The following is a 14,739-nucleotide window of genomic DNA, read 5'->3' on the forward strand; positions in this document are numbered from 1 at the left end:
GATTGTGTCCGAAAGAAGGTAGCTTGGTACCCAATGGTAATAAGGCCACGCAAGAAGACGGGCCTATTTGAGGCGGAGCAGAGCAATGCAGTCAGTTGACTATGTCGTCAAGGACGGCACGGGTGCCGTTTATCGTGGCGGTCTGGCCGGAGAAGGCGGACAAACAGTTCTTCAAGTTACAGGTGGTCAGGAGATCTCTCTGAACCTCGCACGTAGTTCGGTGATGAACTACGTCCGTGAAGGTTCGAACCTCCAGATCGCACTGGCGGACGGTCGTGTGATCGTTCTGGAAGATTTCTTTAACGGCGCAGAAAGCAAGCTGTACGTCTCGGCCGATGGCGAGCTGTCGCAAGTTGTGATCACCGGCGAAGATGGCGTCGCGACCTTTGGCGGTTACGCAGACGTGGCAACTTGGGGCAAATGGAGCCCCTCGGACGACCTGATCTTTGTCGACGGCGACGAAGTTATGGCCGTTGTTCCCGATGACGAAGCTGTTGCAATGCTTGCTCCCGCTGCGCTGGCAGGCCTTGGGCCGGCAGGTGCTGCTGCGGCTGCTCTGCTGGGTCTGGCCGCACTGGCCGGTGGCGATGATGACAACGGTTCGGGCGGTAGCGACTCGAGTGGCGGCGAAGAAGAGACTGTCATCCCGACCGTCGATCCGGGCACGCACACCATCACTTCGGACGAAGACACCCAGACCGTTGCCGTAACCGGTACCGCGCCTGCTGGCTCGACCGTTGAAGTTGTTATCGGCGACCTGACCCTGACCACCACCGCCGACGACAATGGCGACTGGGAAGTGACCACCTCGCCGGGCAATATCCCCGAAGAGGGAAGCAACATTGCCGAAGTCACCATCGAAGATCCCGATGGAACCGTCACCGAATTGGAAGGCCCGACCTTCTTCGTGGACACCATTCCGCCGGAAACCAGCCTGACCGACGGCGTTGTGTCGACCGACGATATCTGGAACGAAGCCGAGTACGATGATCAGGACGGCGTTCTGATCAAAGGCGAAGGCGAGCCCGGTTCGACCGTATATATGACCATCGATGGCGTGACCCACAGCGCGGTTGTTGCTGACGATGGCACCTTTGAGATCGCGTTCACCTCGGACGAAGTTGCCGACGGCGACACTGATCCCGATGGCGTGCGTGAAACCGAAGTGACCTACTATGCCGTAGACGAATACGGCAACGTTGAGGAAACCCACACCGACACCCTGTCGCTGGATACCGAGACTTGGGTCACCGCAGACTATGAATCGTTCGCGAACGAAGGCACTGCCTACGACGACGACTTCACCGCAAACGCGGAAGAAGTTGCTGACGACGGCGTCACTCTGACCGGCACCGCCGAAGCTGGCGCAACCGTACACATCCGTGTCGGCGGCGAGCAGGGCACCACCGAGTACACCACCACCGCCGACGCGGACGGCAACTGGACTCTGGTTGTTCCCGAGGACGAAGTCGAAACCGGTGACCGCTATGACGTTCCGCTGTACATCTGGGCAGAGGACGAGCAGGGCAACACCGCGGTCGAGGGCAACCCCGACGCCGAAGTCAACGATGGCACCGTCAGCGCGACCGGCACCGTTTACGTCGACACCGTCGTGACCAACTTGTCGATCGACGATCTGACCCCGACCGGCACCGTGTTCAACTATGCGGACACCAAAGATGGCCTGACCCTGACCGGTACCGCCGAAATCGGCGCGACCGAAGTCTATGTCACCATCAACGGCGACGACAGCACCCGTACTCTGGCAACCGTTGATACGGCGACCGGCGAATGGACCGTGACCTTCGATCCTTCGGTTGTTCCGGCAATCGACAACGGCGAGCTGGATGTTCAGCTGGACGTGACCGACATCGCGGGCAACGACGACGGCATTGGTGACGACTACGGCGATGACACCACCATCACCATCGACAACGTTGTTCCCGAAACCCTGACTGCTGCGCAGATCACCTACGACCGTACGGACGTTGTGACCCAGGGCTTCAACTCGAACAGCGATGTCGAGACTGTCTCGATCCACTCGGTGAACGAGAACGGCGCGACCACTGAAATCGGTTTCGAAACTGTAGAAACCTCGAGCTACACCATCATCTCGCTGGATGAGGGCATCTCGGGTACCGACGGTTACGATGCGATCCTGACCAACTCGGACGATGCAGGCAACTCGTCCTCGGTCTATGTGGCTCTGCTGGACAACGACAGCACCGCAGTTGACGTCGACTGGAGCAATCTGGACGAGTTCAACATCGACTCGATCGACTTGTCGTTCCTGCCCGATGCGACCCTGACCCTGACCGAAGAGCAGATCATCGGTCTGTCGGACAACGGCGACAAGGTAACCATCTCGGGTGACTCGGATGACACGGTGACCATCACCGGCGCAACCGACACCGGCGCGAACGAAACTGTGGATGGCCAGACCTACAGCCTCTACACCATCGGCGACGATGGCGCGACCATCGCGATCGACGACGACATCCAGTTCAACACCTGAGCTGAGCACTGAATAAATAGAGGGCGGCGCAGACAATGCGCCGCCCTTTGAGGCCCGCACCGATACAAAAAACAACACGGTGCACCGAGCGGAGTTCTGAATACATGAGACGGGCAGCGACACTTGCTGCCGGCGTTGCGGTTTTTGCGCTGGCTGGCTGTTTCGGCAAGAGTTACGAAGAGACCACAGGGGCTCAATTCGCGGCCACTCCCCCCAAGCAGGGGGCTTTGGCGACTCAGGAGCAGCGTTCCGAAATCATTGAAATTCTGCAGTCTCGTCAGAGCCTGCTGCCGCAGGGGTCGCCGTTCGACACTGTGGCTGATGCCGTTATGGCCGCCAACGCCCGCGCCGCCGAGGCCGAGTTGCGCGCTGCCCTGCTGCGTTCCAAAGCAGCGGATAAAAACTGGCTTCCCCAACTGGGTCCGTCGATCTCGCTCACCAGCATGAGCGACTTTGTGGCCAGCCTCTTCATCGAACAGGTCCTGTTCGACAACGGCAAGCGCAAGGCAGAACGTGAACTGGCCCGCGCCGACGTCGAGGTTGCTGCCGTTGCCCTGTCCGCGAACAGCAACGCTCGCGTGATGACCGCGCTCGAGCTGTATCTGCGCGCCGAAAAGGCTCGCGCCCGCGTGGCGATCACCCGTCAGGCCGCCGCAGACATGACCGAATTCATGCGCATCATGGAGGCCCGCGTGGCCGGTGGTGTGTCGGATACCTCGGACGAGCAGGTTCTGCGCCTGAAGCTGGACGAAGCCCGCGAAACCCTGAATGCCGACCTAGAGGGCGAGCGTACCGCGCTGGCCGAACTGGCCGCCATGTCCGCTTTCCCGCTGGACAGCGTGACCGGCGTGTCTGACGTGCCGCTGTTCCCCAATGGGGTCGAGCCGCTGGACGTTCTGAACGCCCGCGCCGAACTGGACCGCGACGTAGCTCAGACCAAGATCGAACGCGCAGGCTTCTTGCCCAAGCTGACCGCTGGCGGCACCGCCAGCAGTGCCAGCACCGATCTGGGTCTCGCGATCGAGACCGACAACATGATCGGCCTTGGCACCGGCGCGGCCCTTGGCGCGATCGAGGCCGAAAAGCAGGCAGCTGCGGCCCGCATCAAGCAGGCCCAAGAAGATTCAGACCGCAAGATTGCGCGTCTGCGTGAAAACCTGGCCTCTTTGGACCGTCAGAGCGCGAATACCAGTACTCTGGCGTCCCAGTCGGTCTCCAACTACCGCACCTTCCAGGAGCAGTACGAGGCAGGCCAGCGTCAGGTGATGGATGTGGTGAGCGTTTACGAAACCATGGTGGCGCGTCGGCTCGAGCATGTCGGGCTGAAATACGATGCCATCCTGACAAAGCTGCAGATGGCCGAGGAATTCGGTCTACTGGTAAACGGGGATGACGTATGAGCAAGGCACCGATCGCTCTGACCGTAACACCCGGCGGCAAAGACGCCGGCAAAGCCAAAGCGGTTCTGCCGCCCGACGTCACGCCGCCCAAAAAATCGGCGAACCCCATTCTGGGCATCGCACAAATCGCGACCAAATGGGCGACCAAGCCCAAGGCTGACCCCGAAGGCCGCGCCAAAGCGCGCGCTGAACTGGCGTCGGTCTATGCGGGCTATCTGGGCCTGAACGTGCCGCCGCGCGATGTGCTGGACGCCATGATGCGGGCCGGGGGCGCCGATGCGACCCAGCCCAAAGCTTTGGCCGCCGGTCTGCAAGCTGCGGGTCTGCACACCAAGATCATGACCGTGGGCGCCCTGACGCCCGCACACTGGCCCGCGATTGCGCAGATGGTCAGCGGTCAGTCCATTCTGGTGCTGGACCAGATCGGTAGCGAAGTGGTGATCTATGACACCTCTTGCATCGACAACCGCGCCTATGTGCCCCTGACCGAATTCGAACCCTTCTTTGCTGGGGTTCTGATCCGCGCCGAAGTCACCGTCGAGCAGATCAAAAAGATTCACACCCCCGAGCAGGACGCCTCGCACTGGTTCTGGGGCGAGTTCCCCAAGTTCAAGCGCCAGATCGGTGAGATCGCTCTGGGCTCGCTGATCGCCAACATTCTGGCGGTGTCGGTCGCTCTGTTCTCGCTGCAGGTTTATGACCGCGTGATCCCCCACCAGTCCGAGGCAACCCTCTGGGTTCTGGCCATCGGTGCCTTGGTGGCGCTGGGTCTGGAAGCCATGATGAAGCTGGCCCGCGCCCGACTGATGGACTCGGCCGGTCGCCAGATCGAGCTGAACATCCAGCGTATGCTGATGGAAAAGCTGCTGGGGATGCGTTCGGACCGCCGTGGGGTGTCGTCCTCGCAACTGTTCGGGGCGATGCGGGAATTCGGCGCTGTGCGCGAATTCTTTACCGCCGCGTCGATCGGTTCGCTGGCGGACCTGCCGTTCATTTTGGTGTTCCTGCTGCTGGTCGCCTCGATCGCGGGTAGCGTGGTTTGGGTTCTGATCCTTGGCGGTGTGCTGATGGTCATCCCCGGCTTCTTCCTGCAAAAGAAGATGATCCGCCTGACCCGCGAAAGCCAAGGCGCCTCGACCCGTTCGGCCCGCCTGCTGCACGAAACCATTTTCGAACTCGACACCGTTAAAACCCAACGTGGCGAAGACCGTATCCGCCGCCTGTGGGGTGAACTGACCGGCCTGTCCTCGATCAAGTCGAGCGAGCAGCGCCGCATGGCGACCGCACTGACTTACTGGAGCCAAGGCATCCAGCAGGCGACCTATATCGCCGCTGTGGTGACCGGCACCTATCTGGTGTTCGTCGGTGAGTTCACTGTGGGTTCGATCATTGCCGTCGGTATTCTGACCAGCCGTACCTTGGCCCCGCTGACCCAGCTGGCCGGTACCTTGGCCCGTTGGTCGAACGTTCGCGGTGCGCTGGACGCACTGGACGCGATTGCCGAAGCCGAACAGGATCTGGCCGAGGGCCGCACCTATCTGCGCCGCGACAAGCTGGAAGGCCGGTTCGAGTTCCGCAACGTGCAGTTCAAATACGACCGTGACGGGGCTCCGATTCTGGACATCCGCGCGCTTGCCATCGGCAAGGGTGAATCTGTCGCGGTTCTGGGTGTGAACGGTTCGGGTAAATCGACCTTCCTGAAACTGCTGTCGGGTCTTTATGCGCCGACCGAAGGCCGCATCATGATTGACGGCGTCGACATGGGCCAGATCGCTCCCCGCGACCTGCGTCGCAACATCGGCTATCTGGGTCAGGACGTGCGCCTTTTCGCGGGCACCCTGCGCGAAAACCTGAACCTGCACCAGCTGGAACGGGACGACGAACGCCTGTTCGAAGCCCTTGATTTCGCTGGCCTTGGCCCGTTCGTCAAAGGCCACCACAAGGGTCTGGATCTGGAGATCACCGATGGTGGTCAGGGTCTGTCCGTCGGTCAGCGTCAGTCCATCGGTTGGGCGCGCATCTGGCTGCAGAACCCTCCGATCGTGCTGCTGGACGAACCCACCGCGTCGCTGGACCAAACGCTGGAAGCCACTCTGGTCAGCCGTCTGGAAAGCTGGCTGCAGGGGCGGACCACGATTGTTGCAACGCACCGCCTGCCAATCCTGTCCTTGACCAAACGTACGCTGATCTTCCAAAACGGCCGCATGGCAGTGGATGGTCCGCGCGAAGAAGTGGTTGCCCATCTGACTGCCAACGCGGCAGGTAAGATTACGAGGTAAGCTGATGAGTACCCTAGCCACAGAAATGGAAGGTCGGATCAAAGGCTCTAGCCGGATCATCTGGATGACGGGCTTGGTCGTCGTGGTCTTTCTGGTGTGGGCAGGGTTCGCTAAGCTGGACGTGATCGTGCGCGGCGAAGGCGAGATGATTTCCTCGTCTCGCCCGCAGATCATCCAGAACCTCGAGGGCGGTATCCTTGCCGAGCTCTACGTCAAAGAGGGCGATCAGGTCGAACGCGGCCAGATGCTGGCCCGCCTGCACAGCACCAAATTTAAATCCGAGGTGGATGACATCGCCGCGCAGGTGACTGCGCTGGAAATCCGCCGGATGCGCCTCGAGGCCGAGCTGGCCGGCGAGTACACCTTCGAAGTGCCCGCCGAGATGGCCGCCGCTGCCCCCGAAATCGTCGCGTCCGAGCGTCAGCTGCTTGAGGCCCGCCAGTCCGACTATGTCAAAAGCCGCGATGGCGCACAGCAGGTTCTGGATCAGGCCAGCGAAGAGCAGGCCCTGCTGGAAAAGCTGCTGGAACGCAAAATCGTCGCGCTGATCGAGGTCACCCGCGCCCGCAAGGCCACCGCGGATGCCCAGAAACGCTATGACGAGATCGTCACTCAGTCCGATCTGGAACGCGCCGAGAAATACTCGGAAACGCTGAAAGAGTTGGGCACCCTGAAACAGAACCTGAAGGCCAGCCGCGACCAGCTGGACCGGACCGGTCTGATCAGCCCCATGCGCGGTGTGGTGAACAATCTGGCCGTTACCACCATCGGCGGCGTTGTGCGTCCGGGCGAAGAGATCATGCAGATCATCCCGCTGGATGACGAGCTGTTCGTCGAAGCCAAGATCAAGCCCAAGGACATCGCGCAGGTGCGCGTTGGCCAGAAGGCGACGATCAAGCTCAGCTCCTATGACTACACGATCTATGGCTCGCTTCAGGGCGAGGTGCATCTGGTGTCCGCCGACACGTTCAAAGACGAACGCTCGCGCGATCCCGAAGGTGACCCGCACTACAAGGTGACCGTCCGCGTGGACATGAACAACCTGACCGAACGCCAGCGCGAGATCGAAATGCGCCCCGGTATGATCGCGGTTGTCGAGCTCTACACCGGCGAAAAGACCGTGCTGCAATACATGCTCAAGCCCCTCTACAAATCCAAAGAGGCGCTGCGCGAACCCTGATTACCCGTCCACTTACCTCGTAGACGGACTCTCAAGGCCCGGGTTTTCCAGTCCCGGGCCTTGCGTATTTTTTGGGGGGTAGGGGGCGTCTTAGGCGGCGGTGTCGACCCAGATGGTCACCGGCCCGTCATTGCACAGATGCACCTGCATATCGGCGCCGAACTGGCCGTTTTCCACATGAACACCCAGCTTGCGCAACGCCTCGCTGAAGTATTCGTAGAGCGCGTTCCCCTCGTCGGGGCGGCACGCGGTGGAAAAGCCGGGGCGGTTGCCGCGGCTGGTATCAGCGGACAGGGTGAACTGGCTGACCACCAGCGCGGCCTTGTGAGTGTCCATTAGGGACAGGTTCATCTTGCCTGCGTCATCTTCGAAGATGCGCATCTTGGTGATCTTGGCGGCCAGCTTGTCGGCGTCCGCTTCGGTGTCGCCTTGCATGGCACAGATCAGGATCATCAGACCGGCGTCGATTTTGCCGACGGTCTCGCCCGCGATATCGACGCGGGCTTCGGAAACGCGTTGTAAAAGTGCTCTCATAGCTCGTGGGTCCAGGGCGGGTTGGCTCCGGCCCGGCTGACCGTGATGGCCGCCGACCGTGCCCCAAGGCTTAGCGCGTTCGCGATGACCTCGTCGGACAGGTTTGCGACCCCTTCTTTGGACAAAACGCCAGCTTCCTCCAAGGACGCCAGAACACCCGCGTTAAAGGTATCGCCTGCGCCCACGGTATCGACCACGGTCACAGCGGTTGCAGCCACGTCCACATGGCCATTCGCGGTGTAGCCCGATGCGCCGTCCTTGCCACGAGTGACGCAGACCAGCTTGGGGCCCATCGCCAGAACCTGCGCGGCGTTGGCGTCGATATCCTCGCCGCCCATGAGCCACGCCAGATCCTCGTCCGAGAGCTTCACGATGTCGGCCATGCCCATCATGCGGTCGATGCGTGCGCGGTATGCGGCCTCGTCCTTGATGAAGCCGGGGCGGATGTTCGGGTCGATCATCGTGACGCGGTTCGCCGCCTCGCGGGTCATCAGCGCCTCGTAGGTCGCGCCGCAAGGCTCTACCACCAGGGAGATGCCGCCAAAGAACAGCGCGTTCACGTCGCCGGCCAGATCGGGCAGAGCGTCGGTGGACAGCATCCGGCCTGCGGTATTCTCGTCGTAGAAGGCATAGGTCGCGTGACCGTCCACCAGCTTGACGAACGCCACGGTGCAGGGGGCATCGGCGCGATGGACGTACTGGGTGGACACCTTGGAGGACTCCAGCGTTTCCGCCAGCAGGTCGCCAAAGAAGTCGGTGGCCAGACCGGTGAACATCGCCACAGGTGCCCCAAGACGCCCCAAAGCAATCGCCGTGTTGAACACGGCGCCGCCTGCGTGGGGGGCAAAGGCATTCTCGCCCGTCGTGGCCTGACGGGGCAGCATGTCGATCAGGGATTCTCCGCAGCACAGGATCATGGGGGGCCTCATTTATTCATGTTTGCGCTACCAATACTCGAAGATCGGAATTCTTCAAGTTTATTGATTTATTGCGATGAAGTATCCCACGCCTGCCGCCACGATCAAGCCAGCGATGACCGCCAAAGCGATCTTCCATGCGGAATAGGGGCGCTCCCCCTGAACACGGCCCGTGCGCCCGTTCACCACAAACCGGAAAGTTCTCCCGCGATATTTGTAGGCCGCAACCCAGACGGGCAGCAGGACGTGCTTGAAGGTCACGTTGCTGACCTGCGTGTCCATCTTGGAGATCTGCTGACGGTCGCCGCCGATGTCGAACTTCACATCGCGCTCGATCACGCGGGACATCTTGATGCGGGCGGTCTCGAACCCTTCGTCGAGGGCAACGGTGTACCCCTCGGCGCGGAAACCGGCGAGGAATTCGGGGGAATAGGGCTCTAGCGCAGACAGATCCCACGGCTCCAAAGCGTCGGTGTATTTCTGCGGCAAGGATTTCGAGGCCAGCACCAGCACGTCATCAAACCAGCGCGCCACACGGCCGGAAACGGGCGTCCAGCGCACCTTTTGCACCGTGCGGGTTTCGGATTTGCCGTTCACCATGACCCGATGGGTTTCATAGTAAACCGTCCCGCGGGCGCCGGTGTAGCGAGTGTTCGTGTCCGCGTCATAGGTCCAGTAGGGGACATAGACGCCCTGCATCTTGCGCCCCTTGCGGGCGTATTCTTGCAGGCCGTTGGGCGCGAACCACAGGCTGCCGAGCCATTTGTTCATCGCCTCGCGCGCGCCCTTTTCATCTAGGCCAAAGGGCAGCAGACCCCGCGGCTTGATATGGCGGTGGGTGCCGGTGTCGGTCACCACTGGTGTCGCGCAGAAAGGACATTCCTTGGAGTGGGTGACATCGTCAAACTCGACCTGAGCGCCGCAGTTCGGGCAGTTCAGGACGCGGATCACCTCGGTCTCGGCTTCGGGCAGGCGCTGGTTGAGGGCTGCGTTAAAGTCCAGCTCGGCGATCGCGGGGGCCTTGGGGTGGTCCACCATGGGGGCGGTGTTGCCGCAGTGGTCGCAGACCAGCATCCCCTTTTCTGGCGAGAATCGGAAATCCGCTCCGCATTGGTCACAGGGAAAGCGGTGCTCTTGGCGGTCGGGAAGGGTGGGCGCCATTTATGGGGACCTGAATTCTGGTTCGTTCTGGAAATAAAGTGGCCCGCCCGAGCTGTCGCGCAGGGGCGGGCAAAAGGTCATCAGCCTGCGGGCGGCGGAGGAGGCGGGGGCGGCGGCATTACGGTGAACAGCTGCGCCAGTTCCATTACGTCCTCGGCCCGTTTCCAGCCGTCCTGACCAGCCGTCCAGACCAGGGAGGCGCGGGTCAGTTGCCCTTCGACTGCCATGCGGCCCAAGCGCGCCTTGGAGTAGGGGCCAGTGGTCGTGCCGTTTTCCGCGATGTGCCAGACATGCTCGACAGGGGGCGGGGGCGGAGCCATGGGGGCGGCCTGCGGGGCAGGTGCTGCGGCGGCGGGCATTGCGCCCCACGGGCCCATCTGCTGGTGACCCATCGCCATGCCCATCGCGGCCCCCATGCCGGTGGCCATCGCAGCGCCAGCGGCAGAGGCGGGTGCATTCATCGCCTCGGCGGCGCGCCATTTCATGTGGTCGTCCAGGTTGCCGGCGATGCCACGCGACGTGCGGGCGTCTAGCGCCTTTTCGACCTCGGGGGGGAGCGAGATATTCTCGACATAGAATTCGGGCATCTCGAGCCCGTATTCGGCCAGCGTCGGGGATACCTGCGCGGCGATTACCTTGCCCAGATCATCGGTGTTCGCGGCCATATCCAGCAGGGGAATGCCGCTGGCCGCCAGCGCCTGCGAGGCACGGGCCACGATGATGTTGCGGATCTGGAAGCTGATCTCGTCGCTGGTGAATTCGCCGTCGGTGCCGACGATCTCGGTCATGAAACGGGCGGCGTCGATCACGCGGATCGCATAGGTGCCAAAGGCCCGCAGGCGTACGGGGCCGAATTCGGGATCGCGCACCATGATCGGGTTCTTGGTGCCCCATTTGAAGTCGGTGAACCGCGTGGTCGCGACGTAGTAAATCTCGGACTTAAAGGGCGAGCGGAAACCATGATCCCAATGCTGGAGCTTGGTCATGATCGGCATGTTGTTCGTTTCCAGCATATAGAGGCCGGGGGTGAACACGTCTGCCAGTTGGCCTTCGTGGATGAAAACGGCGGTCTGCCCTTCGCGCACGGTCAGCTTGGCGCCGTACTTGATCTCGTGGCCTTCGCGTTCAAAACGCCAGACCATCGTGTCGCGGGTGTCATCGGTCCAATGGATGACGTCGATAAATTCACCTTTGAGGAAATCGAAAATTCCCATGGTGCGATGTCCTTCTGAAAATTACCGCCCCACCAGTTCGCCCGCGATCTGGCGGACGATGGGCAGGGCCTGTTCCTGAGTCATGCCGGGCTTCAGTCTGCGGTCATAAAGGATCCGCAGCAAGAGCTCGTCATGGGTGGTCAGCAGCGCGAACTCCTCATCATCATTAAAGATCGAGGGACGCGCCGTAGGGCTGTCGTTGGGTAAACCCAGTGCTTGGGCCATTTCTTCGTGCAGGCAGGACAGGCGCAGGATTTGCGGATGCTCCGAGCGGATCATGGCCAGAGCCTTGCCCATCACGGGGCTGCCGTTCTGTTCGCGGAAGGTCAGCGCCACACACAGCTGGTTGCGGGGGGTGTGCTTGAACACGTTCATGGTTGCGGGGTCGATTTCGGGGATCGCGGCCTTGAGCGTTTCGCCAAAGGGCATACGGTCATCCTCGCCCATGAACATGACGTAGTAGTTCGCATTCTCGCGGGTGGTCATCTGGATGTCGTGGCCGGTCACGCGGGCCAGACGGTTCACGTAAGAGGCCACCAGCGCATTTGCCCGTTCCCGTTCGGTCGGCGGAACGGTTGCGCCAAAGACGGTGAAGACACGAATGGGCTTTTCCCAGCGGCGCAGCACGCTGTCCATACTGCGGTGCATCGTCCCCGAGCCGCCGCGCATGTATTCGTCCTTCATCGCGATATCGATGAAGTCTTTGGTCAGTTGATCGGCGGTGATTGCAACGCCCTGACCGGTATCCTGCCGCAACTTGCCCGAGGCCAGCAGTTTGTCCTGCATATGCCCGTAATAGGCCGCCAAGGACCGGCTCTGGTAGCTTGCGGGGGTGTAGGGCGGGTTGGGATCAGGCAGGAGGGCTCTGGCCGCAGGGGACACGTGTTGGGCCGCGCGGGGCACGGTGACCGTCGCAATCTCGGGGTTCGGCGCACACCCCGCTAGCAAAACGCCAGCAAGGCAGGTGGGTAGAACGAAACGGATGCGGCGGAACAAACAGGTCAAAACAGCCAGAGCCTTTCTTTATCAGGAGGGAACTGCGGTGCCGGCGGTGTCTCCCAGACCCGTTTTGCGGGCCTTGGCGGCGGCAAGTGTGTCGCGCAGATCCGACTCCATCTTCTTGAGATCGGCCTCGGCGGCGGCGCGCTTGGCTTTGCCTTCGTCGGCGATTTGCAGGCTTTCCTCGATGGTGGCGATCAGGTCGGCATTCGCGGTCTTGATCGCCTCGATGTCAAAGACGCCGCGCTCCATTTCCTGACGGACCTTGCGGTTGGTCTCGCGCAGGTTAGCGGCGTTTGCGGTCAGCAGCTCGTTGGTCAGATCATTGGCACCGCGGATGGCATCGGCGGCCTCGGCGCTGCGCTGGATCGTGACGGCCTGCGCCAGCTGGGTTTCCCACAGAGGCACGGTGTTCACGAGGGTCGAGTTGATCTTGGTGACCAGCGATTTGTCGTTTTCCTGAACCAGACGGATCGAGGGCAGCGACTGCATGGTGACCTGACGGGTCAGCTTCAGGTCGTGGACGCGGCGCTCCAGATCGTCGCGGGCGGCGCGCAGGTCGCGCAGTTCTTGCGCCTTGATGATCTGGTCATTCTCGGGGGCGGCCTGAACCTCTGCCTCTTTGGCGGGGATGGTTACATTGTCCAGTTCGGCGATCTTGGCCTCGCCTGCGGCGATATAGAGGGCCAGTTCGTCGTAGAATTCCAGCGTCTTGGTATACAGCAGATCGAGGGACTTGATGTCCTTCATCAGCTTGTGCTCGTGGCCCAGAAGGTTCTCTGTGATCTTGTCGATCTGGCCTTGGACGGTCTCGTAACGAGCGGCGAATTTGGCGGCGGGGGCGGCGCGACCCAGCAGCTTTTCGAACCAGCTGCGGTCGCGGCGGATGTCCAGCTCGGTGATCGAGAAGCCGCGGATGGTGGTGACGATGTCGCGCAGGCTGTCACCGGCGGGGCCGACGTCCTTGTTGCGGACCCCGTCCAGCATCTGCTGCGAGATTTCCTGCAATTCGGCCTGTGCAGCCGAGCCAAAGGTCACGATCGAGTTGGTGTCGCTCATGTCCAGTTCGGCCATGCGGCGGGTGATTTCCTCGGCTGCGGGAGCAGGGGCATTTTCCAAGGGGACAACCTCTTGTGTTGGAACGGGCAGGATTGCCGCGTTCAGTTGTTCGACCTGAGCCAGGTCTTGGGCGGCTTGAACGTATGCTTTCGGCGGAGTGGTCATGGTTCAGTCCTTTTAAATACTATTAAATAAAATCACTCAGTATGGCGGATGCCCTCTTGGGCCAGACGGTCACGCAGCACACCGATCTCGACATCCAGATCAGCCTTGTCGTTGACCATAAGCTTGCGGGTGCGATCGGCAAAGTTCTGTTGCAGATCGTCCAGCAAAGACAGGTAATCGGTGCGCGCCGCAGGGTTGGGCGCGCGTTCGGCCAGATCGGCGTACTTGGTCGTCGCGTCGCGGGCCCCCAGCAGATAGACCCCCAGATATTTGCGCACCGACGTCAGGTCGCGCGGGTCGGATTCCACGGTGCGGAACAGGTCGCGGGCGGTGTTGGCAAAGCCGTTCACGCGCTGCTCGATCTGGCGGTCATTGGTGCGGTTCGCAGCATCGGTCATGGCGGCCAGATGGGCTTCGGCCTCTTCGACGGCTTTGGCCACGCGGTCGGTCTGGAAGGTGTCGATGCCCTCGGCGACTTTGTCTTTCAGCGGGTCAAGGCCGAACGCAAAGAGGTGCAGCACCACGCCGACTGCCGCATAGAGCAGGGGTTCGAGCATATTCGCCGCGCTCAGGAACGAGGCCAGCGCCAGACCGATCCCGATCAGGCCAGCGCCAAAAATCTTGCGCGGGATGGCGGGGCGGCGGGCGACTTTGCGGGCGTTATAGGCCTCTTCGGCGATCAGCCCTTCGCGGGTCAGCCACGCGGCCAGAAAGAACGCCCCCAAGGCCGACAGCTTGAACACCATCTCGACCGGACCGGCGCCAAAGACCGAACCAAGCATGGGCAAGGGCGCGATGAACAGCAGGTTGGCCCGACCGCCCGCGCGCTTGCGCTTGGCGTGCTTCATGGGTTTGGCATCAATCGGGGCAGAGGTGCCGTCGGGGCTGTATTGCCCGCCGTATTTCTGGGCCATCACACGCCCCCCGAAATTGCGACACGCATGATCAGGGTGAACAACAGAATGAATGCGATTTTCTGCAAGGTCGTTCCCGTCACCTTCTACCTCTTTTGACTGCTGGATTGGCGGTTCGGCAGACGCAGCCCCGTACATCGCGGCCGGATTGCGGCTGCGGGAAACGGTGATCATCTGGTCTGTGGTTCTGTTTCACATCCATGAACATAGGTATTGCCCCTGCGGATAAAAACCCGAAGGGCGGAAAACCGGACCATCTGGACGAGGAATGAGCGACAAAGCGCTGGGGCAGGGGCGCCAGATGCGCCCCCGGTCTGACGCCGGATGAAACGGCTGCCAGCATAGCGATACCTCCGCCCCACTTTCACACCCTTCGGATGATTACCTCAGGTTCTGTGAAAA

At 61.6% G+C, this 14,739-nt stretch carries 11 protein-coding genes; 4 read left to right on the forward strand and 7 right to left on the reverse strand.

Annotated elements, in window-relative coordinates; genetic code table 11:
• The first annotated feature begins 85 nt into the window (after positions 1–85).
• The 4 genes from HJ536_RS08315 (at position 86) to HJ536_RS08330 (ending at position 7,374) form a co-directional block, all read left to right on the forward strand.
• A complete protein-coding gene (locus HJ536_RS08315) occupies positions 86–2,515 on the forward strand; it encodes an Ig-like domain-containing protein (RefSeq protein ID WP_177157392.1) in 2,430 nt (809 codons plus the stop codon).
• 104 nt (positions 2,516–2,619) lie between these two features.
• Positions 2,620–3,915 carry a TolC family protein gene (locus HJ536_RS08320; protein WP_176853573.1) on the forward strand — a complete coding sequence of 432 codons (1,296 nt, stop codon included), beginning with the start codon at positions 2,620–2,622 and terminating at the stop codon, positions 3,913–3,915.
• On the forward strand, positions 3,912–6,194 hold the full coding sequence (locus HJ536_RS08325; RefSeq protein ID WP_177157393.1) for an ATP-binding cassette domain-containing protein: 2,283 nt from the start codon (positions 3,912–3,914) through the stop codon (positions 6,192–6,194). The genes HJ536_RS08320 and HJ536_RS08325 overlap by 4 nt, the downstream gene beginning before the upstream one ends.
• Before the next feature lie 4 nt (positions 6,195–6,198).
• Positions 6,199–7,374, forward strand: a complete 1,176-nt coding sequence (locus HJ536_RS08330) for an HlyD family type I secretion periplasmic adaptor subunit (RefSeq protein WP_176853571.1) — start codon at positions 6,199–6,201, stop codon at positions 7,372–7,374.
• Between the two features lie 90 nt (positions 7,375–7,464).
• On the opposite strand, the gene dtd is transcribed toward HJ536_RS08330, so the two are convergent.
• The 7 genes from dtd to HJ536_RS08365 all read right to left on the reverse strand — a co-directional run bounded on the left by dtd (position 7,465) and on the right by HJ536_RS08365 (position 14,337).
• Complete coding sequence (dtd, locus tag HJ536_RS08335) at positions 7,465–7,908, reverse strand: D-aminoacyl-tRNA deacylase (protein ID WP_177157394.1); 444 nt, start codon at positions 7,906–7,908, stop codon at positions 7,465–7,467.
• Positions 7,905–8,825 (reverse strand): carbohydrate kinase family protein, encoded by a 921-nt coding sequence (locus HJ536_RS08340; RefSeq protein WP_177157395.1) that lies wholly within the window; start codon positions 8,823–8,825, stop codon positions 7,905–7,907. The genes dtd and HJ536_RS08340 overlap by 4 nt, the downstream gene beginning before the upstream one ends.
• Positions 8,826–8,885: 60 nt before the next feature.
• A complete protein-coding gene (locus tag HJ536_RS08345) occupies positions 8,886–9,986 on the reverse strand; it encodes a TFIIB-type zinc finger domain-containing protein (protein WP_177157396.1) in 1,101 nt (366 codons plus the stop codon).
• A gap of 80 nt (positions 9,987–10,066) precedes the next feature.
• Positions 10,067–11,200 (reverse strand): SPFH domain-containing protein, encoded by a 1,134-nt coding sequence (locus HJ536_RS08350; protein WP_177157397.1) that lies wholly within the window; start codon positions 11,198–11,200, stop codon positions 10,067–10,069.
• A 21-nt stretch (positions 11,201–11,221) separates the two neighbouring features.
• Positions 11,222–12,205: a DUF2927 domain-containing protein gene (locus HJ536_RS08355; protein ID WP_177157398.1), complete on the reverse strand. Its 984-nt coding sequence runs from the start codon at positions 12,203–12,205 to the stop codon at positions 11,222–11,224.
• Between the two features lie 21 nt (positions 12,206–12,226).
• Positions 12,227–13,423 (reverse strand): toxic anion resistance protein, encoded by a 1,197-nt coding sequence (locus tag HJ536_RS08360; protein ID WP_177157399.1) that lies wholly within the window; start codon positions 13,421–13,423, stop codon positions 12,227–12,229.
• 32 nt (positions 13,424–13,455) lie between these two features.
• On the reverse strand, positions 13,456–14,337 hold the full coding sequence (locus HJ536_RS08365; protein ID WP_177157400.1) for a 5-bromo-4-chloroindolyl phosphate hydrolysis family protein: 882 nt from the start codon (positions 14,335–14,337) through the stop codon (positions 13,456–13,458).
• Positions 14,338–14,739 lie beyond the last annotated feature (402 nt).

The organism is Donghicola mangrovi, assembly GCF_013377535.1.
GTDB classification, from domain to species: Bacteria; Pseudomonadota; Alphaproteobacteria; order Rhodobacterales; family Rhodobacteraceae; genus Donghicola; species Donghicola mangrovi.